The sequence below is a fragment of the Gordonia sp. NPDC003425 genome, from assembly GCF_053588635.1.
Genome location: NZ_JBSFQI010000005.1, coordinates 1 through 24,593 on the forward strand (window position 1 = coordinate 1; position 24,593 = coordinate 24,593).

Here is a 24,593-nt window from a genome sequence, read left to right on the forward strand (position 1 = left end):
CGCGACGCATACCCCCGCGCCACCTGCACACCACCCAGATACAACTCCCCCGGCACCCCCGGCGGCACCACACCCAACCGCGCATCCAACACGTACATTGTGGTGTTCGCCACCGGAATCCCGATGGGCACCAGTCGATCCCGGGTTGTCACGTCGACGTACCCGACCTCGACGGCCGCCTCGGTGGGGCCGAAGAGGTTGTGAATGGACACCTGCGGCAGCAGGGCATGGGCGGTGGCCACCGTCGCCGGCGGCAGCGCCTCACCCGAGCAGAAGAGCCAGCGCAGCGAGTCCAGCGCCCGAATCCGTTCGGCCGGAACCACATCGAGGAAGACCGACAACATCGACGGCACGAAATGCACCGACGTCGCCCGCGTCTGACCGATCAACTCCGCCAGATACCCCGGATCGGCATGCCCACCCGCACGCGCAACCACCACCTGCGCACCCGACATCAACGGCGCGAACAACTCCGGCACCGACACATCGAACGTCACCGGCGTCTTGAGCACCACCCGATCACCCGCGGTCCACGGGTACTCACCCAGACCCCACCAGAGACGGTTGAGGACCGACCGGTGCGAGACGGTCACACCCTTCGGGCGGCCCGTCGACCCCGACGTGAACAACGTGTACAACGCCGCATCCGGACGCAACACCGACAACCGCTCCCCATCGGCCACCGGAGCCGCCGACTCATCCACCGGCCCCGAGGCATCCACCTCCACGATCCGTACTCGCTCGCCGAGTCCGGCGATGGCGTCGGGCGTCTGTGCGGTCGCGACCAGCACCACCGACACCCCGGCGGTCTGCACCATGTACTCGATCCGCTCGCGCGGCGCCGTGGTGTCCAACGGCACGTACTGGCCACCGGCGGCTACCACCGCATGAATGGCCACCACGAACTCCACCGACCGCTCCAGCGACACCCCCACCGCCACCTCGGGACCCACCCCGACAGCAATCAACTCACGCGCCAACACCGCGACCCGCGCACCGAACTCCGCATACGACACCACCCGACCCTCGAACCACAACGCCGGCGCACCCGGCGACCGCACCACCTGCGCCGCAACAGCATCGGCCACGGTTCCCGACGGCATCCCGACGACCGGCCCCGTCGACCACTCGCCGATCATTGCCCGCTCGCCCGCACCGAGAAGTGCGATGTCGGCGACGAGGGACTCCGGCGTATCGGCCACGGTGCGCAGGATCTCGTCGAGCGCATCGGCGAAGACGCGGATCTGTTCGTCGGCGAATGCGGTCGGCAAATACTTGAGTGTGATCGACAGCCCACCGTCGGCGGCGGGCGAGGTGACCAGGTTGAGGGGGAAGTGGGTCGAGTCGCTCACCTCGACCTCGGTGATGGCCAATCCGGTCACCGACGATTCGGCGGTCGAGATCGACGCGGTGTCCACCGGATACGATTCGTGCACGGTCAGCGTGTCGAACAGGGCGCCCGTCACCCCGCTCAACGCGGTCAGTTCGGGCAGTCCGAGGTGCTGGTGATCGAGCACCGCCACCTTCGACTGCTGCAGCGCCGCAATCACATCGGTGATACTCGCGGCCGGGTCGACGTCCACCACGGCGGGCAGGGTGTTGATGAACAATCCCACCGTCGACGACGCGCCGTCGAGGTCGGCGGGACGGCCCGAGACGGTTTCACCGAAGGTGACCACGCGGTTGCCGGTGAGCCGTGACAGCAGTACGGCCCAGGCGAATTGGAGGACGGTGGCCACCGTCGAGCCCTGCCCGCGGGCCACCGCGTCGAGTCCGCGCACCAGGTCGGCGTCGAGGTGCACCGCGAGGTTGCGGGGCAGGGCGTCGGCCGTGGCGACCGCTCCGGGCGCGACGAGTGTGGGCCCGTCGATGGCCGCGAGCACCTCACGCCACGCGGCGCGCCCCGCGACGTGATCGGCACCGGCGATACGTCGGGCGAAGTCACCGAAATCGGCTGTCGGCGAATCCTGCTGGCCGGTGTAGGTGGTCCCGGTCGCATACAGCGCAAGGAGGTCGGCGAGGACGAGCGGGCCCGACCATCCGTCGAACAGGATGTGGTGGTTGGTGATGACGACGGTGACGCCGTCGGCGTCACGGACCGTCACCACCCGCAGCAGCGGTGGCGCGGCGAGGTCGAACGGCGTGATCCGCTCGGTGGCCACCACCTCGTCGACCGCGCTGCGCCGTGTCGCCTCGTCGACCGCGCCGAGTTCGACGGTGCGCCAGGGCACGTCCACCCGCGGCGGCACGATCGCCGCCGTGGCGCCGTCGGCGGTCTGCACGAAGGCCGAGCGCAGTGCGGGGTGATGGGTGAACAGGCCGTCGACCGCCCCGCGCAGGCGGTCGGGGTCGACGGGGTCGGCCAGGCGCAGCACCGCCTGCCCGACGTAGACGTCGACGGCGTCATCGCCGCCCGCGCCGGCGAGCGCGGACTGGAGGGCGAAGCCCTGTTGCAGTGGCGTCAGGGGCCAGATCCGGCTGCCCGGGTGCGCCGCGGTGAGCGCGTCGAGGTCGTCCTGGGTGAGGGCACTGCCCGGTACGTCCGACGGCGACGGCCCCGGATCACCGACCCGGGCGATCTCGGCGACGATCACATCGAGTTCGGCCGTCCAGGCCGCGGCCAGGTCGGTGACGTCCTGTTCGGTCAATTCGTCTTGTGCATAGAGGAATTCGGCCGAAAGTTGCCGGCCGTGCTCGCCCGGCCGGGCGACGATGTTGACGGTGAGGGTGTTCATCGCGGGCAGCAGTCCCGAAACGCTCGGCGGCAGCGCCGGCGCCGCGTCGTCGACGCCGAACGGCACCATCGCACCGTCGTCGGTGGCGCCCTGTCCGGCAGTTCCGAGATAGTTCACACCGATCGCGGGGAGCGCGCACCCCCACAGAGGTGTTCGCTCGTCGGCGCGCAGCAGGCCGAAACCGAGTCCGTGCTCGGGCCGGCCCAGGCGTTCTTCCTTGGCCGCCTTCACCGCGTGGATCGCATCGACACCCGGATCGACGACGATCGGCGCGATCGTGGTGAACCAGCCCACCGTCCGGGACAGATCGGCGCGCTGCGCGGGAACATCGTGCAGCAACGCGTCCTCGTAGCGGCCGTGCCCCTCGGTCAGCATCGACACCGGGCCGCTCGCAGCGACACCTCGCCCGTCTTGCCAGGCCCGGACCGCACGGGCCAGCGCGGCGATCAGCACGTCGGCGGTGGTGGCACCGAACGCCGCGGGCACGTCACCGAGGACGGCCTCGGTGACGGCGGTGTTCACGCGCGCGGTCACCGGCACCGGCGCCGCCACACCTCGTGTGATGCCCGAGTCGACGAAGCCCGGGGTGCGGTGTCCGACGCGTTCGAGCCAGTAGTCGATCTCGTCGGTGTCCACCTCGCGAGTGGAGAGGGCGTCCTGCCAGGCGCGTGCGGAGGTGACCTCGGGGCGAACCGAGACCGGGGCGTCGGCGAGGAGCGCACCCCAGACCGTGATGAGGTCCTCCACGATGATCGGCCACGACACCGCGTCGACGCACAGGTGGTGGATGGCGAGCACGACGCGCGCTCCGTTCGACCCGGACACCAGCACCGCGTGCACCATCCGGCCCGTCTCGGGATCGAGACGGCCGAGCGCGGCGGCATGTTCGGCGCGCACCAGTTCGGCGAATGCCGCTGATTCGCAGTCCATCTCGCCGTGGGCGACGGTCACCGCGACCGATGCATCGGGATCGCCCGCGAACAGACTCCATCCCGCCTCGGTGTGTCGCAGTCGCGCACCGAGCATCGGGTGGGCCGCGATCACCGTGTCGAGCACGCGCGTCAGGGTCTGTACGTCGAGTTCGTCGGGCGCCATCAGCACGAGCGATTGGGAGAAGTCGCGGAACTGCGCGGGTAGAGGTGCGGTGTCGAGCAACCACTGCGCCACCGGGCTCAACGCCAGGGCTCCGACACCGCCGCCGGCGGGTTCGGCGAGCAGCGGCGCCATCGCCCGGTCGTCGCCGCAGGCCCGCGCCATAGCGCGAACCGTCTTGTGCTCGAAGATGTCTCGCGGTGTCAGAGGCAGACCGGCGGCACGCGCCGCCGACGCCAGCCGGATCGACATGATGGAGTCGCCGCCGAGAGCGAAGAACGAGTCCGTGACACCGACGCGTTCGACGCCGAGAATGCCCGCCACCACCGCGGCGAGTCGCTGCTCGGCCGTCGACTCGGGTGCGATGTAGCGCTCGCCGCCGGGCGTCTCCGGGGCGGGTAGCGCCCGCTTGTCGAGTTTGCCCACCGGCGTGAGTGGCAGGGCATCGAGGACGGTGATCGTGGCCGGCACCATGTGCGAGGGCAGCCGGAGTTCGAGGTGGTCACGCACCGCGGCCACGTCGAGTCCGGGATCGGCCACCACGTAGGCGGCCAGCGCCGTCGCCACCGAACCGCCGACGCCGATCACCACCGCATCCGAGATCTCGTGATGGTCGGCCAACGCGGCCTCGATCTCGCCGAGTTCGATGCGCAGGCCGCGCAGTTTCACCTGGTCGTCGCTGCGTCCGGCATATTCGAGTTCCAGCCCACCGCTCGGCGACCGGCGCCAGCGCACCACGTCGCCGGTCCGGTAGAGCCGCTCCCCACCGGTGCCGAACGGGTCGGCGACGAACCGTGCCGCGGTCAGACCCGGACGGTGCAGGTAGCCGCGGGCCAACGCGACGCCGCGCACGTAGAGTTCACCGGTCACGTCGACGGGGACCGGTTGCAGCGCCTCGTCGAGCACCACCAGTCCGACGCCCGGAATCGGGCTGCCGATGCGCACCGCGACACCGGCCTCGCACGCCTTGTTCGCCACCGCCACGGACGTCTCGGTGGGACCGTAGGCGTTGAAGAAGGCCAATCGGGAGGCCCAGAGGTCGAGCAGCCGTTGGGATACCGCCTCACCTCCCGACGCCATCACCCGTACCCCGGGAACCGCATCGGGGTCGATCGTGGCCGCCACGGTCGGTGTCAGAAAGACGTGGGTCACCCGGTTGTCGCGGATGAACTTCTCGAGCAGGTCGCCACCGATCGCGCTGTCCGGCCGGTACGCGAGTGCCGCACCACTCGTCGAGGCCATCAGCCACTCCAGCACCGACGCGTCGAAACTCGGTGACGCGTAGCCCATCACCACGGCGTTCTCGCCTGCGCGGTAGCGGGCGAGGTCGTTGGCATAGTTGACGATTCCGCGGTTGGTGACCGCAACGCCCTTGGGCTGCCCGGTGGATCCCGAGGTGTAGATCACGTAGGCGAGCGCATCGAGGTGGCGCGGACGCAGCAGTTCGTCGTGCCGCAGGGCGTCGGTGGCGTGCCGGTCGTCGGCGAGGACCTCGGTGACCGATGTCCACCGCACCGACGCGGGCAACGTGTCACGCAACGCCGATGTGGTCACCCCGAGGGCCACGGCCGAGTCGGCCAGCATGTAGGCGATGCGGTCGGCCGGATAGCCGGGATCGACCGGTACGTAGCCCGCACCGGCCTTGGTCACCGCCCACATCGCCGTCAACAGATCAGCTGACCGCGGAATAGCCAGTGCCACCAGTGATTCGGTCCCGACGCCGTGAGCGATCAACCACCGCGCGAACTGATTGGAACGCGCGTCCAACTCCGCGTAGGTCAGCACGGCGCCGGACGAGTCGGTGACCGCGACCGCGTCGGCGTGAGTCGCGGCGGCATCGGCGAGCACATCGGCCAGCAACCGCGGCGCGGCGGCAGGGCCACCGGACACCGTGGTCAATTCGGCATGCTCGTCCGCATCGACTATCGCGGCATGACCGACCGGACTGGTCGGCGCGCCGACCAACTCGGTCAGCACCTTCGTGAAACGCCTGCCGATGGTCTCGGCCGTCGCCGCATCGAAGATGTCGGTGGCATAGACGAGTTCACCGGACCATCCGTCGGCGGTCTCGCCGATACCGAATGCCAGATCGACCTTGGCCGGGATGTCGTCCACCTCGACGGGCTCCACCTGCAGATCCGGCAGCTGCGCGGCGCCGAGGCCACGCATGGCCAGCTCGGGCATCGCCGACTGGTCGAACGTCAGCATCACCTGGCTCAGTGGCGCATAGGATTCCGACCGCGGCGGGTCGAGCGCCTCCACCACCGACTCGAACGGCAGGTCGGCGTGTGCGAACCCTTCCAGGTCGACACCACGCACCCGATCGAGCAGGTCGGTGAACGTCAGCGTCGGATCCACCCCGACGCGCAGGACCAGGGTGTTGACGAACATGCCGACCAACGGATCGAGGACCCGCTGTCCGCGCCCGGCGATGGGAGTGGCGATGGCGATGTCGTCGGTGCCCGACAGCTTCGCCAGCAGGACGCTCAACGCGGCGTGTACCACCATGAACGGGGTAACACCACCGGTTCGGGCCAGTTCGGTCACCGCGGCGGTCACCTCGGCCGGCACCGTGAAGGTGGTGCGCGCACCACGCATCGATGCCACCACCGGACGCGGCCGGTCGCTCGGCAGATCCAGTACGTCGGGCAGTCCGCGCAGTTGCCGGGTCCAGTACCCGAGCTGGCCACCGATGATCGAATCCGGATCGTCGGCAGAGCCGAGCACGTCGTGCTGCCAGATCGCGTAGTCGGCGAACTGGATCTCCAATGGCACGAATTCCGGTGCCACTCCGGCGGTTCGGGCCGCATATGCGGTGACGAGGTCGGTGACCAGGGGTCGCAGCGACTCCCCGTCGGACGCGATGTGATGCATCACCAACGCGAACACCCAGCACCCCGGGGACTGCGGCCACAGCGCGGCGCGCACCGGCCATCCGGTGGTCACGTCGAAGCCTTCCATCGCGACCGCCTGCAGGGCCTGCGCCGAATCCACCTCGCGCCAGTCGAGCCGGACATCGACCTCCCCCGTCTCGGAGATCACCTGTACCGGTGTGCCGTCCACGAGCGGGAATACGGTGCGCAGCACCTCGTGCCGGGCGATCACATCGACCAGCGCCGCCCGCAATGCGTTGACGTCGAGGTCACCGCGTAGCTGCAGCAGTGCCGGAATGTTGTAGGTCGGCAGTGAGGTGTCGAACTGGTTGATGAACCACATCCGGCTCTGGGCGAACGACAGCGGAATCCGTTCCGGCCGAGCGGAAGCAACCACGGTGGGCAGGCCGGTGGCGCGCTGTGCCGACAGTTCGGCCAGCCCGCGCACGGTCGGGGCGTCGAACACGTCACGGACCGCGAGGTCGACGCCGAGCGCTTCCGCGGCACGCCCGACGATGCGTGCAGCCGCCAGCGAGTTGCCACCGAGGTCGAACAGCGAGTCGGCCACGCTGACCCGATCCAGGTCGAGCACGTCGGCGACGATCTCGGCCAGCATCTTCTCGGTTTCGGTGCCGGGCGCCACGTACTCGGTGTCCACCACGATCTGCGGCTCGGGCAGTGCCCGACGGTCGAGTTTGCCGTTCACCGTGAGCGGCAACTCGTCGAGCAGCATCACCACGTCGGGCACCATGTAGTCCGGCAGCACGGCTGCGGCGTTGGCCCGGATCTGCGCCGGCGACACCGGGTGCGCGCCGTCGAGAACGGCGTACCCGACGAGCTGCTCGATCCCGTTGTCGCGTCGGATGACCGCCACCGCGACCGCATCGACACCGGGTGTGGCCAGCATGGCCGCCTCGACGTCACCGAGTTCGATCCGGAAGCCGCGCAACTTGATCTGCGCGTCGGAGCGACCCAGGTATTCCAGCGTGTCGCCGTGCGGGATCGCGATGTCGCCGCTGCGGTACATGCGCCGACCGTCACCGGCGAAGGGATCGGCGACGAAACGCACGCCGGTGAGTTCGGGCCGACCCAGGTACCCGCGCGTCACCTGGGTGCCGCTGACGTAGATCTCGCCGGGAGTGCCGTCGGGCACCGGGCGCAGCCGCTCGTCGAGGACGTGGATCGTCAACCCGGGCAGACCGTTGCCCACATCCGATCCCTTGGCGGTGGACACGAATTCGGGGTCGAGGGCACGGAATGTGGAATGCACGGTGGTCTCGGTGATGCCGTACATGTTCACCAGCACCGGCCCCGGCCGGCCCTCGGCGGCGATGCGGTCGTCGTACCAGCGGCCCACCTGGGCGAAGTCCAAAGCCTCCCCGGCGAACACCATGTAGCGCACGGAGGCAGGCATGCCGGTGTCGGTGCCACCGCTGACGGCGCGCGGACGGACCGCGGCAGCGAGCTGGTAGAAGGCCGACGGGGTCTGCGACACCACCGTCACCGATTCGTCGCCCAGCAGTGCGGCGAATTCTGCGGGACTGCGGGTGGTGAGGTAGTCGACCACCAGCAGTCGGCCACCGAACAGCAGCGGACCCCACATCTCGAACACCGAGACGTCGAAGGCGTAGGAGTGGAACATCGTCCAGACGTCGTATTCGGTGAATCCGTAGTGCTGTTGCGCGGCAGCCATCAACGCCACCACCGACCGGTGTTCCACCACGACGCCCTTGGGCCGCCCGGTGGAGCCGGACGTGAAGATCGCGTAGGCCGCCAGGCGTGGATCGACCCGGGCCGGAAGTGCCCGCGTGGCCTTCGATGCACGGTATTCCAGGCCGGCGGTGGTGAATCGGTCCACCGGGAGCAGATCGAGGGTGTGGTGGCCGTCCGGTCCGGTGATGACGAGCGCCGGAGCGGCGTCATCGACGATCATCGCCAACCGGTCCGCGGGGTGGGAGGTGTCCAGCGGCAGGTAGGTGGCGCCGGCTTTGAGCACACCGAGGATCGCCACCATCACGTCGACGGTCCGGTCGGTGGCCAGGCCGACCACCGTGCCATCGGTGACGCCGGACGCAATGAGCCCGAGTGCAACCGCGTCGGACCGCGCGTCGAGTTCACCGTAGGTCAGTGCGGCCCCGGTGGTGTCGGTGAGTGCCACGCGCTCGGGGAAACGACGGACCGCTCGCCGGAACAGACCGGGCAGTGACTGCCAGTCGGCGCCGCCCAGTACAGTCTCGGCGGCGTTCCGGACCCCCACCACGAGTTCCTGGGTGAGTGCGGCCAGCGCGGCAGGATCGGCTCCGGGCGTGCTCACCAGCGGCGCGATGACGGCCCCCACGGCCGCGTCGGCGTCGATGCCCCGACCGGCGAACACGGTCGCCATCGGCGCCACCCGCGCATCGAGGTCACCGAAGGTGATCACCCCGCCCGCCGCCGACAGCGCGATGGCGTCCGGCTCGACCCGTGCCGCGGTCGCGATCAGGTCCCGGGTGCCGGGACGTGCACCCCACCCCGAGCATGTTTCTACTGCGTTCGCATCGATTCCCGTCACGGTGTTTGTGGAACCTTCCGGCTAGATGGGATCGGCTGGAGTGGAGTTGTCGCGGGCCGCAACGCCGTGGGCGCGATCACGCAGTACGCGCAGGGTGTCGTCGAGTTCGGTGGCGTCGGCGGCCGCGAGGCCCGGAACCAGGGTCATCAGCGCCATCGTCAGAGCCGAATCAGGCTCGGGCACAATGGCGCTCAACGCGGACATGTGGGCTTGCAATGCACCGAAACTGACCTCGGCCCCGTGCAGGATCGGTGCCTCGGGGTCAGCGGCGGCCGCCGCGGTGACCAGGCCGTGTAACGGCGCGGTCGCAACCTCCTCGGTCGCGGTGGCCGGTTGGTCCTCGGCGATACGGGCGTCGCCCACCGCCCGCTCGGGATCGTCGGCGAGTTCGGTGAGCAGGTGCACGTACCGGTCCGCAATCCTGGCGACCGTCTCTTCGTCGAAAAGGTCGGTGGCGTAGATGAACTGAGCACGCAACGCGCCTCCGCGGGCCTCCCGGTCGGGGTCGTTGGGGAAGAAGGTGAGCGCGAGGTCGACCTTGGCCGACGTCAGTTCCTCGTGCTCGGGTTCCACGGTCAGTCCGTCGAGTCGCAGCACCGGGAAGTCGACGTTCTGGAACGCGAGCATCACCTGGAACACCGGATTGTGGGCGGTCGGCGGCCGGGACATCAGTCGGGACACGATCTCGTCGAACGCGACGTCCGCATGCGACATGTCGGCGAGATCGTCACCGCGGACCCGACCGAGCAGATCGAGGAAACTCTCCGACTTGTCGACTCGCGTGCGCAGGGCCAGCGTGTTGACGAACATGCCGACGACGTCCTCGAGCAGCGGTTCACCGCGGCCCGCGAACGGGGTGCCGATCACGATGTCGTCACGTCCCGACAGCCGCGCGAGCAGCACCGCGAACACGGCGTGCGTCACCATGAACTGGGTGGTGTGGTACTTGCGGGACATGTCTTCGAGGGTCGACACCACGGCTGCGGGGATCTCGAAATCGACTGCGGCGCCGCGGTAACTCGGAGTCCTCGGGCGCGGGCGATCGGCGGGCAGTTCCAGGATCTCGGGGAGTCCGGCCAGCCGGTCCTCCCAGTAACGCAGCTGCCGTTCCTGCTCGGAGACACCGTCGTCGACCACCGCGAGCCGCTCGGAGAGCCACATGCTGAAATCCGCGTACTGCACCGGCAGTGGCTTCCACGCCGGCTCGGCGCCCCCGTGACGGGCCGCGTAGGCCGCCATCAGATCTCGCGCCAGCGGCATCATCGAGGCACCGTCGGCGCTGATGTGGTGGATCACGAACACCAGGACGTGTTCATGCGCGGAGATCCGCAGCAGCACCGCGCGCACCGGGGGCGCAACGGTGATGTCGAAGCCCTCACCGGTGATCTCGGCGATCTGCGCCACCGGCGACGGCCCGGCGTCGCGGACCTCGAGGACCACGTCGTTGTCGAGTGCGTCGGCGGGCATGATCACCTGCACCGGTTCACCGTTGATCATCGGGTAGACGGTGCGCAGCGCCTCGTGGCGCCGGCTGAGATCCACCGTCGCCTGGGTCAGCGCGGCCACATCGAGATGTCCCGACAGCCGCAACGCCATCGCGACGTTGTAGGCGGCGGAACCGGGTTCGGCCCGGTTGATCAGCCACAGCCCCCGCTGCATGCCGGAGACATGCACCAGTTCCGTGCGGCTGCGCGCATGCAGTGCGGGAATGCCGTGCCCGGTGGGTCCCGACGTCAGGGCGGCCGCGAGCGCGGACACCGTGGGACGTTCGAAGAGAAGCTTGACCTGCACCTGCCGGTCCAACAGCGCCGACAGTCGCGCGGTGACCTTGGTCGCCGACAGCGAACTGCCGCCGAGGTGGAAGAAGTCGGCGTCGGCAGAAACCCGGTCGAGGCCCAGGACCTGCCCGAACACCCCGGCCACCACCATCTCCAGTTGCGAGGCGGGCGGCCGGTAGGGTGCCGTCTCGGTGAAGTCGACGGCCGGAAGCGATGCGCGGTCGATCTTGCCCGACGTGGTGAGCCGGAACCGGTCCACCACCACCAGGGTGTGGGGCACCATGTACCCGGCCAGCCGGGTGGCAGCATGCTCGAGGATGTGGGCGGGCTCGGTGGCGGCACCGGCGACCAGCGTCGCATAGGCCACCAGGACGTCCTCGCCGTTGGGCGCGGGCACACCCAGGCACACCGCGTCGGCGACGAGCGGATGATCGACGATCGCCGCTTCCACCTCGCCCGGTTCGATCCGCAGGCCGCGGATCTTGAGCTGGAAGTCGGTGCGGCCGATGTAGCGCAGATCGCCACGGACGGTGCGGATCACGCGGTCACCGGTGCGGTACATCCGCGCGCCGGAGTCGTACGGGTCGGCCACGAACCGGGTTGCGGTCAGCGCGCTGCGGCGATGGTATCCGCGGGCCAGTTGCACGCCGCGCAGATACAGTTCCCCGGGCACCCCGGTGGGCACCGGGCGCAGGCCGCGATCGAGCACCACCGCCCCGACCCCCGGGATCGGGGCGCCGATGGTGACCTCGTCGTGCTCGGACATGGGCCCGGCCGCGGTGGCCCAGATGGTGACCTCGGTCGGACCGTAGAGGTTGTGGAAGCGCCGACCCGCCTTGGCCCACTTGCGCATCAGGTCCGGTGGGCACGCCTCGCCGACGCTGATCACCCGGCGCAGCCTGGGAACGGCCGCCGGCTCGATCGTGCTCAGCGCCGACGGCGTCATCACCGCATGTGTCACGCCCTGCTCGCGGATCAGGGTGGCCAGTTCGTCCCCGCCGAACACGCCGTTCGGGCTGATCACCAGCCGCGCCCCTTCGCCGAGTCCCATGAGGATCTCGAAAACCGATGCGTCGAAGCTCGGTGACGCGACATGCAGGACGCGTGAATCCTTGGTCAGTCGCAGGATCGTGCGCTGGTTGGCCACCACGTTCGCCAGTCCACGGTGACTGACCGCGGCCGCCTTGGGACGTCCCGTCGACCCTGAGGTATAGATCAGGTAGGCCAGATCGTCGAGCCGTGGCGTACGGACGAGTTCGTCGGCGCCCAGGGGTGCGCCGCTGTGGCCGGCCAGCCTGAATTCGGCTGCCGGCTGACCGATCACCAGCCACGACAGCGTGTCGGGAACCCGGTCGGTCGCCTCGGCCACGCACAGGCCGGTGACCGCGCCGCTGTCGGCGAGGATCTCCTCGATCCGCCCGGCGGGCAGGGCCGGGTCGATGCTGACGAAGCCGGCCCCGGTGGCGGCCACCGCGAGCAACGCAATCACCGAGTGATGGGATCGGGGGATGCAGATCGCCACGATGTCGCCGGGCCCAACTCCGAGCGAGATGAGTTCGCGGGCAAGCTGATTGGATCGAGCGGTGAGGACCGACCAGGTGATCTCCGACGTCCCGCTGATGGCCACCGAATCCGGATCGGCCTTGAGCGCTCCCCCGTGGAGCAGATCACGCAACAATGCGGCGGGCGCCACCGGTTCGGCCACCGAGACGAGTTCGGTGCGGTCGTCGTCGGTGGTGACGTCGATGGTGCCGACCCGTCGTCCGGGCGACTCGACCATGGCCCGCAAGACAAGTTCCAGTTGCGCGGCAACGCGTTCGGCGGTACGCCGTTCGAACACGTCTGCCGCATAAGAGAGTTCGACGTCGTAGCCACCCGTGTCGGGCTGATCGGTGAGCGTGATCGACAGGTCGAATTTGGCGGCAGGCACCCGCGCATCGACCTGACGGGCCGACGAGTCGAATTGCTGCAGGGTGGTGGCGTGGCCCGGATGCATCGTCATGGCCACCTGGAAGAGCGGTGTGTGGGAGGCCGACCGTTCCGGGGCGAGGACGTCGACGACCCATTCGAACGGGATGTCGGCGTGCCGCACCGCACGCGTCCGACAGGCGTGCGCACGATCGAGCAGGTCGCCGACGGTGTCGCCGGAGGACACCGCGGTCCGCAGCACCACGGTGTTGACGAACATTCCGACGAGTTCGCTGGTGGCCGGTTCGTCACGACCGGCGACGGCGGTGCCGATGGCCACCTCGTCGACCTCCGCCCAGCGTGCGAGCAGGACGGCCAGGGCCGAGTGCACCACGGTGAAGGCGGTGACCCCGTGGTCACGCGCCAGGCCACGGACCGCCATCGCCAGATCGGCATCGAGGCTCGCGTCGACGTAGGCGCCGTTCCCGGTGGCCACGTGTGGGCGTGGGCGATCGGTGGGAAGCATCAGCAGATCGGGCATGCCGGCGAGTTCCTGCTCCCAGAACGACAATCCGGCGGCCGCCCGATCGGTCGGCGAGTCCAGCGAACCCAGCAGTTCGCGCTGCCAGATCGCGAAGTCGGCATACTGCACGGCCAGCGGCTCGAGGTCCGGTGTCGCGCCGTCGCGCCGGCGCGTGTAGCCGACCATGAGGTCACGGATCAGCGGTTGCAGCGAGAAGCCGTCCCCGGCGATGTGGTGCAGCACGGTGACCACCGCGTAGCCGTCGGCGTCATGCAGGATTCGGATGCGGAACGGGATCTCGTGCACCAGGTCGAATCCCCGCGCGGCATCCGCGGCGATCAATTCCTCGAGCCGGCCCTCGGCGTCGAACACCTCCGTGTCGAGCAACCCCATCGCCTCGGCCGCGGGCAGGATCTCCTGTACGGGTTCTCCCAGATGCGAGCCGAAGCGGGTGCGCAATGTCTCGTGCCGTTCGACCAGCGACTCGATCGAATCCCGCAGCGCGTCCACGTCCACGTCGTGGCCCAGCCGGACCGCCCCGGGCATGTTGTAGGTGGCCGCCCCCGGGTCCATGCGGTTGACGAACCACAGCCTGGTCTGCGCGTGCGACAACGGCACGACGGCCGGCCGCTCGACCCGGCGCAACTCGGGCCGGTCGTCCTGGCCGCCCAACTCCGAGCGCGCCGCGATCTCGCCGACGTCCACCGCGGCGAACACGGTGGTCAGATCCACCCGCAGGTTGCGTTCGTTGCGCGCCCGTGACACCAGGCGAGCTGCCAGCAACGAATCCCCACCCAGGGCGAATATGTTGTCGCGCAACCCGATCCGCTCCACTCCGAGAAGTTCGGTGAGCAGTCCGGCCAGCGCGAGCTCGACGGGGGTACGTGGTGCCACGTACTCCACCGACCGCGTCAGCTCCGGCGCGGGCAATCGCTTGCGATCGAGTTTGCCCGACGGGTTGAGCGGGAACTGATCGAGCAGCATCGCCGCCACCGGGACCATGTGCGACGGGAGATGCCTGCGGCACCACGCCAGCGCCGTGCCCTCGGTCACCTCGTCCGATTCCGCACGCAGGTAGGCCACGAGGACGGGTGCCGACGCCAGGTCGGTGCGCGGTATCACCGCGCTGGCCTCGACGCCGGGCAGCGCATCGAGCACGGACTCGATCTCGCCCGGCTCGACCCGCTGTCCGCGGATCTTGATCTGGAAATCGGTGCGGCCGAGGTAGTGCAGAGTGCCGTCGTCGGCCCAGCGCACCAGGTCGCCGGTGCGGTACATCCGGGTGCCGGTGGGACCGAACGGATCGGCGACGAACCGCTCGGAGGTCAACGCGGGGCGACCGACGTAGCCGTCGGCGAGCTGGATTCCGGCCAGGTACAGTTCACCCGCCACGCCGACCGGCACCGGGGCCAGCGCCTCGTCGAGCACGTGGACGCGCGTGTTGGCCACCGGCCGGCCGATCGGGACCGGACCGTCGTCGCCCACCACACGGCACTCGGTCACGTCGACGGCGGCTTCGGTGGGGCCGTAGAGGTTGACCACCTCCGCGCTCGAGGTCTCGATCACCCGGTCGGCCAGGTGTCGGGGCAATGCCTCGCCGGAGGTGAAGAGATACCGCACCGACGGCGGGAGCAAGGTGTCGTATCCCTCGTTGGCGAGCACCTCGGTGTAGACGTCGAGCATCGACGGAACGAAGTGCAGCACACTGACGCCGCGGCGCTCGATCAGCTCACGCAGATAGGCGGGATCGCGATGGCCACCGGGTGCGGCGATCACCATCCGCGCGCCGCGCGCCAACGGCCAGAGCAACTCCCACACCGACACGTCGAACGTGAACGGCGTCTTGTAGAGCACCACGTCGCCGGGGGTCAGTGCGTAGTTGTCCTGCATCCAGGCGAGTCGGTTGAGTACCGCCTCGTGGCTCACCCGGACTCCCTTGGGGACCCCGGTCGAGCCCGACGTGAAGATCACATATGCCGCGCCGGCACCGCCACCGACCGGCGGGAACGATTCGTCGGTCGCGGGCCCGCCGGATCGGATGTCCACGGATTCGATGTCCACGGACTCGATGTCCACGGCGAAGCCGATCGAGGAGAGGTGCTCGGAATCGAGCACCACGCGGGCGTCGACGGTATCGGCGATCAGCTGCCGCCGCTGTTCGGGCTGCCCGGGATCCACCGGCACATACGCGGCGCCCACGCTGAGTACCGCATAGATCGCCGCCACCTGCGCCACACCGCGGTCGAGTGCGACCACCACGTGATCGCCGTCCCCGACACCCGACGCCCTGAGGCTGTGGGCGAGCCGACGGCGGAGGTCGTCGAGTTCGCGGTAGGTCCACGAGCGGGTCTCGAACTCCACCGCCACCGCCGACGGCCGCTCACCGACCATCTTCTCGAAACCGTGCAGCAGGTGCTCCGACGGCTCCGGCAGCGGGCGCACCGGACCGACTCCGAGACCGAGCAACTCGTCGCGCTCGGAGTCGAGCAGCAGGTCGACGTCGCCGATCGGGGTGTCCAATGCGGAGAAGATCCGCTCGAGGAAGACGAGAAATCGATCCAGGTGCCCGCGTAGGTCGTCCTCGTCGTAGAGATGGGGGTTGCCGTGCAGGTCGACGACGATCCGCGCGCCGGGACTGGCCTGATAGAGGTTGAGCCGCAGATCCTCGAGGATGCCCGAGGAGAGGATCTGGTAGTCGATGGTGGCGCCCTCGAGCTCCATCGGCTTGTCGAAGAACATCATGTTGACGATCGGCCCGAACGACGCCGTGTTGGCGTCCTGCAGACCCGCGTCGAGGCGGATGTCCTCGAAACGGTAGCGCTGATGCCGCAGCACCCCGGTCAGCTCGAGTTGCGCCTGATCGACAAGAGCCCGCAGCGACAACCGCGAGGTGTCCCGGAATCGCACCGGCAGCATGTTGGAGAGCATGCCCGCGGCCCGCTTGATCCGGGCGGTGGCGCGACCGGTCACCGGCAGGCTGAGCACCACGTCGTCGGTGCCCGCCATGCGCGAGAGGAAGGCCGCGAATCCCGCGCTGAGCAGCACCGCCGGCGATGTGTTCAGCGACGCAGCGAATCGGTCCAGCGTGGCCTGCCGGGCGGGATCGAGTTCGGCGCCGGCAACCACGTTGACGGGAGACAGCGGCACCGCGGCCGATTGCCGCGCCAGGGTGACCCGCTCGGGCAGGTCACGCACCCGTTCCGCCCAGTAATCGCGGTCGGCCTGCCGGCGCGTCCCGTCCGCGTATTTGCGGTCGTCAGCCACCAGTTCGGCCAGTTTCGCCGCCGGCTTGGGGGAATAATCAGCACCATTTAGTGAGGCATTGTAACGATTTAGAATATCAACGACGATGGTCAGCGCTGCATATCCGTCGAGCGCAATGTGATGCGCACGGACGTACCAGAAAACGCGGTCATCGGCCACCCGCAACAATGCGGAGACAACGAGGCGATCGGCCAGCAGGTCCATGCTGGACCGGTAATCCGCATTCATCCATTCCCGTGCTGCCACAACAGGATTGACCTCACCGCGGAAGTCGATGAGCTCAACGTCGTTGTCCAGCTCCTGATCGACGACCTGCATCGGCACGCCATCGACCTCGACGATGCGGGTGAACGCCATCTCGGTCTCCCGCCCGACCTCGACGATCACCCGCGCGAGCAGGTGTTCGTCGAGCGGCCGGTCACGATCCTTGATGTCGATGTACTGCGCGACGGTGACCGAATAGTCCGGAGAAAGGCTCTCCGCGAACCACATACCACGCTGCGCCGCCGTCAGTTCGAGAAGCGTCACCGCCGTGTCGCAGTCCTCGTCGGCCGTCTGCTGTTGCCGCATATCCTCACTCCCGGGTCGCCCCGACTCGGCCGGACTCCCAACGACCCCCGCCGATGGAATGCGGCCGACCTGCCCTCGAATGGATTCCATGTCTACCGGACTCAGTCTCACCCAACTTCAATTTCGGCGGAAGCAATCGCCTGATTATTCGATCAATGGAAGTAGTCAGGAGAAGTAATTACCCGCAATACACACAGGAAATCCTCTCCTGGGAACTCATCGCTCAGGCACGCCGAGTCGTTACAGTGTCCGTCGAACGGGCTAAACCGCCCAGCGGAATTGTTATTTCGTTGACCGAAAATGCGATGATCTCGGACAGCGACGGGTAATCTGCGCACCGAACCCGAAATCCGGACCGACCGACGGCCCGGCCCGACGTGGTGCGCAAGCCACGTTGTTCCTGACCAGACACGCCATCCGAGGCGAGAGGAGTGCCGCATGGCACACCCGTTCCGCCGATCGGCGGTCCCTGCCGGCGCCACCACCCGAGCCCGACACCGCGCCGAACCCGAGGCCGCCATCGTCGCCGACGGGCTGCGCAAGCAGTTCGGTGATCACACCGCGGTCGCCGACGTCTCGTTCACCGTCGAGAAGGGGACCATTCTCGCGCTCCTCGGCCCCAACGGGGCGGGAAAGACCACCACCGTCAACATGCTGTGCACCCTGCTCAAACCCGATGGGGGCACCGCGACGGTGGCCGGCCACGACGTGGTGGCCGACGCCCCCGGGGTGCGTCGGTCGATCATGCTGACCGGGCAGTTCGCCGCCCTCGACGAATCGCTGAGCGGCCGGGCGAATCTGATCCTCTTCGGCAGGCTGATGGGCCTGGGCAAGCGTGCCGCGCGCGCCCGGGCCGACGAGTTGCTCACCGAATTCGGCCTCGGCGACGCCGCCGACCGCCGGGTGGGCAAGTATTCCGGCGGTATGCGCCGCCGAATCGACATCGCGTGCGGACTCGTCACCCGCCCGGACGTGGTGTTTCTCGACGAACCGACCACCGGGCTCGATCCGCGCAGCAGACAAGAGGTGTGGCGCCTGGTGGCCGCGCTGCGCGACCAGGGGGTCACCATCCTGTTGACCACCCAGTACCTGGAGGAAGCCGACACCCTGTCCGATCACATCGTGGTGATCGACAACGGGCGCGTGATCGCGTCGGGAACCGCGACCGAACTCAAGGCGGCAACCGGCGCCTCCCATTACCAGGTGACACCCGCCGTGCCGGACGAACTCGAGGCCCTGCTGGCCTGTCTGGGTGATCTCGCCGCCACCCGCGCCGGTACGGCGATGCTCGCCGACGACGACACCGACGTCGGCGAGCTGAATGTGGTGGCCGCATCCGTACCGGCACCCGAGGGCGCCGACACCCTCGTGGAGATCGTGCGGCGCACCACGCTCGCCGGAATCAGGCTGTCCGACATCACATTACGGCGCCCCACTCTGGACGAGGTGTTCCTGACGCTCACCGGGTCGGACACCGTTGCGCGCGAGGATATCTCGGGTGACGCCCCGGGAAAGCGAAGCGCGAGCGCATGACCGAGACCACCGTGAACGGTATCGTCACCGTCGCCGGCCGCGACGACGAGGCGGAGCCGCACGCCCGCGCGACCACTCAGCTCTGGGTGCTCACCGGCCGCGGGGTGGCCGGCATCGTCCGCAACGGCGAGTTCGTCTTCGCGTTCGTCGCCCCGGTGCTGCTCGCGGTGTGCTTCTATCTGCCGTTGCGTTCCATCATGGATGCCGACCCCGGCATGGACTACGCACAGTTCCTGATGCCCATCATCGCCCTGCAGTCGGTGGGGTTCGTCGCCTCGTCGGCCGCGATGCGCGCCGCCAACGACGCCACCCGAGGTGTCAACACCCGGTTCCGGACCCTTCCGATGCGCACCTGGGTGCCCGCCACCGCCCGGCTGTGCACCAACACGGTGCTGCTGGTGCTCTCCTTGGTCTGCGCCGCGGTCACCAGCCTGGTGATGGGCTGGCGTCCGGAGGGCACCGCGCTCGACACCGTCGGGCTGTTCGCGGTGGCCCTCGTCGTGGGGATTCTCATCGCCGCGGTATCCGACGGCGTCGGGCTGTTGTCGAACAGTCCGGAGGCCACCAGTCAGGCGTTGTCGCTGCCGATCCTGATCCTCGGCATGATGTCCACCGGATTCGTCCCGGAGGATCAGTTCCCGGAGTGGATTGCGCCGTTCGTCCGCAACCAGCCCATCTCGCAGTTCGCGACGGCGATGCGCGCGCTCGGCGACGGTACGGCCACCCGGGAGATCCTCACACCCACCTTCTGGTGGTGTGCGGGACTGGCCGCGGCGGCGGTGGCGCTGGGCGCGCTCGCCGCCAGGAAGACCGCTCGATGACCACACAGATGCCGGTGGCGGCCCCGCCCCCCGAACGCTCGCTGCGCGCCTGGGCCACGCAGAGTGGTGCCCTCACCTGGCGGCAGGTGTCGGTCATGGTCGGCGACACCGGCACGATCGTGCAGTTGGTGCTGGTCCCGGTGCTCACGCTCCTCATGTTCAAGGTGGTGCTCGGCGACGCCATCGGCGGTGCCACCGGTCAGGACAGCTCGTATTCCACGGTGCCGCTGGTCATCCTCGTGAGCGCCATGTTCGGTTCGGTGGCCGCCGGGGTGCGCCTCAACTCCGAACGCGGCACCGGCCTGCTCACCCGGCTCTACGTGTTGCCGATTCACCGCGCCGCCGACCTCACCTCGCGGCTCGGCAGCGAAGTGATCCGCATCGTGGTGGTCACCGGCCTACTTCTCGCGCTCGGTTCGGCGATCGGTTTCACGATCACCGGCGGCGTGGGTGCGGTGGCCGGGATCTTCGCCGTCACCCTGCTGTTCGGGATCGCCTACGCCACGCTCGTGCTCGCGCTTGCCGTGAGCGCGGCACCGAGTGCACCGCTTGTGCCGCTGCTCTCCCTGCTGTCGAGCGTGCTGATGTTCTTCAATTCCGGGTTCTCCCCCGTCGACGCCTACCCGGGGTGGCTGCAGCCGATCGTCGAGAATCAACCGATGACACCAACCATCGAGGTCATGCGCTCGCTCGCCGACGGTGGACCGGTGGCGCACAACTTCATCAAGGTGGCCATCTGGTCGGTCGCGATAGTCGCCGTCTGCATCGTTCCCGCGCTACGCGGATACCGCCGAGCGGCGACGTCCCGCTGAGCTCCGCGCGCAGTGCCAGGACGTCGCCATGACCGTGTGGTCACGCTACCGTCGGAAGCATGACCACCGACAAGACCGGGGCGCAGACCAGCGTGTCCGAGATCCCCGCCGCACAACGCTATGAGATCAGTGTCGACGAGCAGGTTGCCGGGCTCGCCGCCTACCGCGACCGAGACCACGACGGCGTATCCGAACGCGTGTTCTATCACACCGAGGTGCCCGAAGAGTTCGGCGGCCGCGGACTGGCCACCATCCTGGTCACCGAGGCGCTCGACGACACCCGCGCGCAGGGCAAGACCATCATCGGCGTCTGCCCGATGGTGGCCGCGTTCCTCAAGAAGCACACCGAATACGCCGACGCGACCGCTCCGGTGACCCCCGAAGTGATCAACTGGCTGTCGAGCGTGACCACCTAACAGGGGTCTTTCTTACGCCGCACGAAAGGCCCAAAGTCCCTGTTCTGGAGCCTTTCTGGCTCGTAATCTAAGAGTTGTGAGCGGGGGTGGACGACCGCTCACCACGACGGTCGAGTTGCCCGCCGGCCACCTCTCCGGGCGGGGCAACGGCACCGATCACCGGCCCGTCCGACTGTGAAGTCGGGCGGGCCGAGTCGTGTCCGGGGGGTCCTCGCCCCCGAGTTCCATGGTCGTCCGGCGCCCCGATCGCTCGAACTCGATCCGTTGGTGCCGCGTTCCCGTGTCGACGGTGATGGTGGCCGCGACGTCACGGCCGGGCGGCAGGATGCGGGCGGTGACCCGACCGTCGTCCACCGAATCGAGCGCGTCGACCAGCACCGACTCCAGTTCGGTGAGAATGTCCGGTGTCGCGTGCACCCGCTCGCCGGCACGCATGCCGTCATCGAGGAGGAGCACCGTGACGCCACGACCGCGGGCCCGCCACACCGCCGCCCGTACGTCGGAGGTGTCGAGACCGCGTCCGCGGATACCGTCACGCAGTCCGGCCTCCACCCGCCGCGCGCGGGCGACCTCGTCCGCAGTGAACTCCTCGCGGGCCGCGATGGCCTGCAGCAGCGGTCGGGCGCGCTCGTCGAGCACCTCCACCTGGTTGCGTCGGACCATCGCAGCGGCGTCGGCGGACGCCTCGTCGGCGGCCCGCCGTGACTGCGCCGCACGCAGGGCGTAGATCTGCGCAGACATGGGCCGCACCATCAGCGCGAACAACGACCCCATGATCATCACCGCGTAGTTGGCGAGGGTCAGTGCCGCACCATCACCGAAGCCGTGGCCCGCACCCAATGACCACAGCCCGACCTCAATCGTCAGCATCACGTTGGCCACCCAGGCGATCAACACCCGGCCGCGCACGGCGACCAACGCGAGGACGATGATCGACGCACCGGTCACCGGCCCGGTCTGCATCACCGTCGTGGGCGGCTGCGGCAACGCCCACAGCGTGATCGCGGCGGCGACGAGTACGCTCACCGCGATACCCCACGCCGCGCCGCGCGACATCGGATCGCCGGGCAGGCGCACCAGCACCACCAGGACGACCAGGTAGATCGCACCGGCAAGCAGAAGGCCGCACCACGTCTGCAGCGTGGTGCCCCAGGCGGTTCGGACAACGATCGCGAGGCACGCGGTCACGAAGGAGGTGAGCGCCACCAGCATCGCGCGCGAGCGGATACCGAACGTGTCGATGACCGCGCCCGTCTGTCCGCCACTGGAGTTCACGGCTGCTCCCATCGCAGGCCCACGGTGGTTCCGCGACCCGGTTCGCTGCGGACCGTGGCCGATCCACCGTGAATCCGCTTCATCCGCCGGCTGATTCCGGCCGCGATCCCCAGCCGCCCGGCGGGCACCGCGTCCGGGTCGAATCCCACGCCGTCATCGACGATGGCGATGGTGATCGCGTCGTCGCCTGTCCGGCAGATCACCGCGCAACTGGCGTCGGGCCCCGCGTGGCGCGCGACGTTTCGCAGCGCCTCCTGCGTCGCCTCCACCAACGCCGAGACGACCTGCGCCGGAAGCGTCGCCCCGGCGAGGGCCCCGTTGACGATGTCGATCTCCGCACTCTCCCGGACATCCGCCACGGCGACGCGGATACGTTGCAGCGCAACGGTGGTGGGCACGGTGTCATCGACCCCGACGACGGGACCGGACCCGTGGGAGAGCCGATCGAGTTCGGTCAGCGCCGAGGATGCCTGCAGGGCGAGACGATCGTCGGACCGACCGGGGGTGACGGCGAGCAACGTCGCGATCACCCGATCGTGGATCAGTGCGTCGAACCGGGATTGTTCGGCTTCGGCCGCGGCAACGGCAGCCGTCGCGGCCGCACCGGCGTACGCCTCGGTGCGGGTGCGGTCGAGCAGCCGAGCGGTGCGCACCGCGGTGAACGCGATGGCCAGGAACACACCGCTGAAGCTGCAGGCCCACAGCAGTTCGAGCCCGAGTTCCGGGGTGGGGTGCCCGAACCGTCCGCACTGCTGGGCGATGTTGATCCCGACCGTCGCGACCGCCGTGTGGATCAGACTCCACCGCGGGTGGACCAGCATGAGCACCATCGCGGGCAGGGCGGGAAAGCCGATCAACCACACCGCACCTCGGCCGGTGTCACCCAGGGTGTCGCCTGTCCACGCGAGGAACCAGGTGGCCGTCGCGACCAGGTACCCCGCCGACAACATCATCGACAACGGACTCAGCCACTTTGTCCCCGGCCGGAAGCTGGCGACGATGAGAACCACTGCAGGGCCGATGGCCGCCAGCACGCTCAGTGGCGGCCACCAGGGGTCGGTCAGCACCGACTGCGCGCGGATCTCCCCGGTTGAGACGAGCAGATACGCGACGAAGCCGGCCCCGAGAAACCGCGCGCCGATGCGCTGCACACGCTCGAGATCGGTGCCCTCCGAATCCTCGTGTCCGTCGGTGGTCTCAACGGGCTGCACGGTGGTCACCGCGACCGCGCATCTCGCCGATGTGTGGACATGGGAGGCAGCCTAACCCGAACCCTGGTCAGGCCCCCGCGGCGATCTCGCGTGAGAGCGCCCGGCGGATCGGCGGGTACTGCGCACACACGACCGCAAGCACGCTGAGCAGCAGCCACACCCCCACCGAACTGGTCAGCACCGCCGCCAGCGCGCCCCACTGCCCGGCGGGTAGCTTGTCCGACGCCGTGTCCTTGGCCCACAGTCGCCAGTAGATCATCAGGTTGACGGCCAGGCCGACGACATACGAGACGGCGAATCCCTGCAGGTAGGCCTTCCAGGAGGCGTCTTTGAAGCGCGCCGGCAGCGGTTCGGCGCGCAGCGGGTACACCACCGACAGCACGTTTCCCACCCCGAGCCAGATGAATGTCATGGTGACCAACTGATCGAACATCGACGCCAGGCCGAGGTCATCGTCGACGAGGGCCAGCACCCCGATGACGATCGACCCGACGACCAGAGTGCTGATCAGCATGGCCAGGTTCTTGCCGATCAGAATCCGCCACAGCGGGTCGCCGCCACCGAGCTCGTCGCGGACGTGGAAGGAGTCGACGCACAGGGCGTCGGTGCAAATGCTGCTGCCCACGCCGACCGACAGCAGGAAGAGCGCCAGCGCGCTGTACGAATCATATTTGTCGGAGAAACCGGTGACGCGGTACACCACCGCAACCCCGATCGACACCCCGAGCGCGATCATGAGGCGGATCAGCACGGAGTGGGGTCGTCCGACCACCACGTGATCGAGTTCGTGTCGGGTCTCGGTGCCCACGGCACGCGCAGCACGGCGCACACCGCCGATGAGCTGACGACTCTCGGCGGCGCCGGTCGTCTCCTCGTCGGATACGGTCGCCCGGTCCGCGGTGAGCGCGGCCTGCGCAATGGCCGCGCGCGCCACCGCCGTCGCCACCACCACGTCGGCATCGGCGATCGGTCCGAGTGCGGGTGCCGGGGTCGCGGCGAGATCCGCGGTGAGTCGTCGGGCACGCTCGGCCCAGTAGTCGGAGGCCGCGGCGGCACCCACCCCCTGCGCGTCGGCGACCGCGTCGGCGATCATCTCACCGGCCGCGTCGACGAGTCGGCGACGTGCGTCGGCGACGTCCCACTCCGCCGACGCCGCCAGCCGACGCAGTTGATCGGCCGAGTCGGCCAGCGAATCGAGTTCCCCTTCCGCGCTCATCTCCGCTATTCAACA

At 68.9% G+C, this 24,593-nt stretch carries 9 protein-coding genes; 4 read left to right on the top strand and 5 right to left on the bottom strand.

The features are described 5' to 3' along the window. Window positions 1-9,251 (bottom strand): amino acid adenylation domain-containing protein (locus ACWDTD_RS07765; protein ID WP_449746523.1); only part of this gene is annotated, 9,251 nt, incomplete at its 3' end. A 21-nt stretch (window positions 9,252-9,272) separates the two neighbouring features. Further along, window positions 9,273-17,294 (bottom strand): amino acid adenylation domain-containing protein, encoded by an 8,022-nt coding sequence (locus ACWDTD_RS07770; RefSeq protein WP_449746524.1) that lies wholly within the window; start codon window positions 17,292-17,294, stop codon window positions 9,273-9,275. Between the two features lie 330 nt (window positions 17,295-17,624). On the opposite strand from ACWDTD_RS07770, the gene ACWDTD_RS07775 reads away from it, so the two are divergent. Genes ACWDTD_RS07775 through ACWDTD_RS07790 form a run of 4 tightly spaced genes read left to right on the top strand, consistent with a single transcriptional unit; the run spans window position 17,625 to window position 20,876 of the window. After that, a complete protein-coding gene (locus tag ACWDTD_RS07775; protein WP_449746756.1) occupies window positions 17,625-18,827 on the top strand; it encodes an ATP-binding cassette domain-containing protein in 1,203 nt (400 codons plus the stop codon). Continuing rightward, window positions 18,824-19,648 (top strand): ABC transporter permease, encoded by an 825-nt coding sequence (locus ACWDTD_RS07780; protein ID WP_449746525.1) that lies wholly within the window; start codon window positions 18,824-18,826, stop codon window positions 19,646-19,648. The genes ACWDTD_RS07775 and ACWDTD_RS07780 overlap by 4 nt, the downstream gene beginning before the upstream one ends. Next, entirely contained in the window at window positions 19,645-20,460 is an 816-nt protein-coding gene (locus tag ACWDTD_RS07785) for an ABC transporter permease (protein ID WP_449746526.1), read from the top strand. The genes ACWDTD_RS07780 and ACWDTD_RS07785 overlap by 4 nt, the downstream gene beginning before the upstream one ends. A 59-nt stretch (window positions 20,461-20,519) precedes the next feature. Continuing rightward, window positions 20,520-20,876 carry a GNAT family N-acetyltransferase gene (locus tag ACWDTD_RS07790; RefSeq protein WP_449746527.1) on the top strand — a complete coding sequence of 119 codons (357 nt, stop codon included), beginning with the start codon at window positions 20,520-20,522 and terminating at the stop codon, window positions 20,874-20,876. Window positions 20,877-21,032: 156 nt separating this feature from the next. On the opposite strand, the gene ACWDTD_RS07795 is transcribed toward ACWDTD_RS07790, so the two are convergent. From ACWDTD_RS07795 to ACWDTD_RS07805, 3 genes are read right to left on the bottom strand one after another with little or no spacing between them, the layout of a single operon-like run. Further along, on the bottom strand, window positions 21,033-22,163 hold the full coding sequence (locus tag ACWDTD_RS07795) for a hypothetical protein (RefSeq protein ID WP_449746528.1): 1,131 nt from the start codon (window positions 22,161-22,163) through the stop codon (window positions 21,033-21,035). Next, window positions 22,148-23,371 carry a sensor histidine kinase gene (locus ACWDTD_RS07800; protein WP_449746529.1) on the bottom strand — a complete coding sequence of 408 codons (1,224 nt, stop codon included), beginning with the start codon at window positions 23,369-23,371 and terminating at the stop codon, window positions 22,148-22,150. Before ACWDTD_RS07800 ends, ACWDTD_RS07795 begins: the two co-directional genes overlap by 16 nt. 58 nt (window positions 23,372-23,429) lie before the next feature. Next, complete coding sequence (locus ACWDTD_RS07805) at window positions 23,430-24,578, bottom strand: ABC transporter permease (protein WP_449746530.1); 1,149 nt, start codon at window positions 24,576-24,578, stop codon at window positions 23,430-23,432. Window positions 24,579-24,593: the final 15 nt, after the last annotated feature.

Excerpts from the sequence above, each read along its gene's own strand:
- ACWDTD_RS07770 (WP_449746524.1), bottom strand. The coding sequence starts at position 17,294 with ATGCGGCAACAGCAGACGGCCGACGAGGACTGCGACACGGCGGTGACG.
- ACWDTD_RS07780 (WP_449746525.1), top strand. The coding sequence starts at position 18,824 with ATGACCGAGACCACCGTGAACGGTATCGTCACCGTCGCCGGCCGCGAC.
- ACWDTD_RS07785 (WP_449746526.1), top strand. The coding sequence starts at position 19,645 with ATGACCACACAGATGCCGGTGGCGGCCCCGCCCCCCGAACGCTCGCTG.
- ACWDTD_RS07790 (WP_449746527.1), top strand. The coding sequence starts at position 20,520 with ATGACCACCGACAAGACCGGGGCGCAGACCAGCGTGTCCGAGATCCCC.
- ACWDTD_RS07795 (WP_449746528.1), bottom strand. The coding sequence starts at position 22,163 with ATGGGAGCAGCCGTGAACTCCAGTGGCGGACAGACGGGCGCGGTCATC.
- ACWDTD_RS07805 (WP_449746530.1), bottom strand. The coding sequence starts at position 24,578 with ATGAGCGCGGAAGGGGAACTCGATTCGCTGGCCGACTCGGCCGATCAA.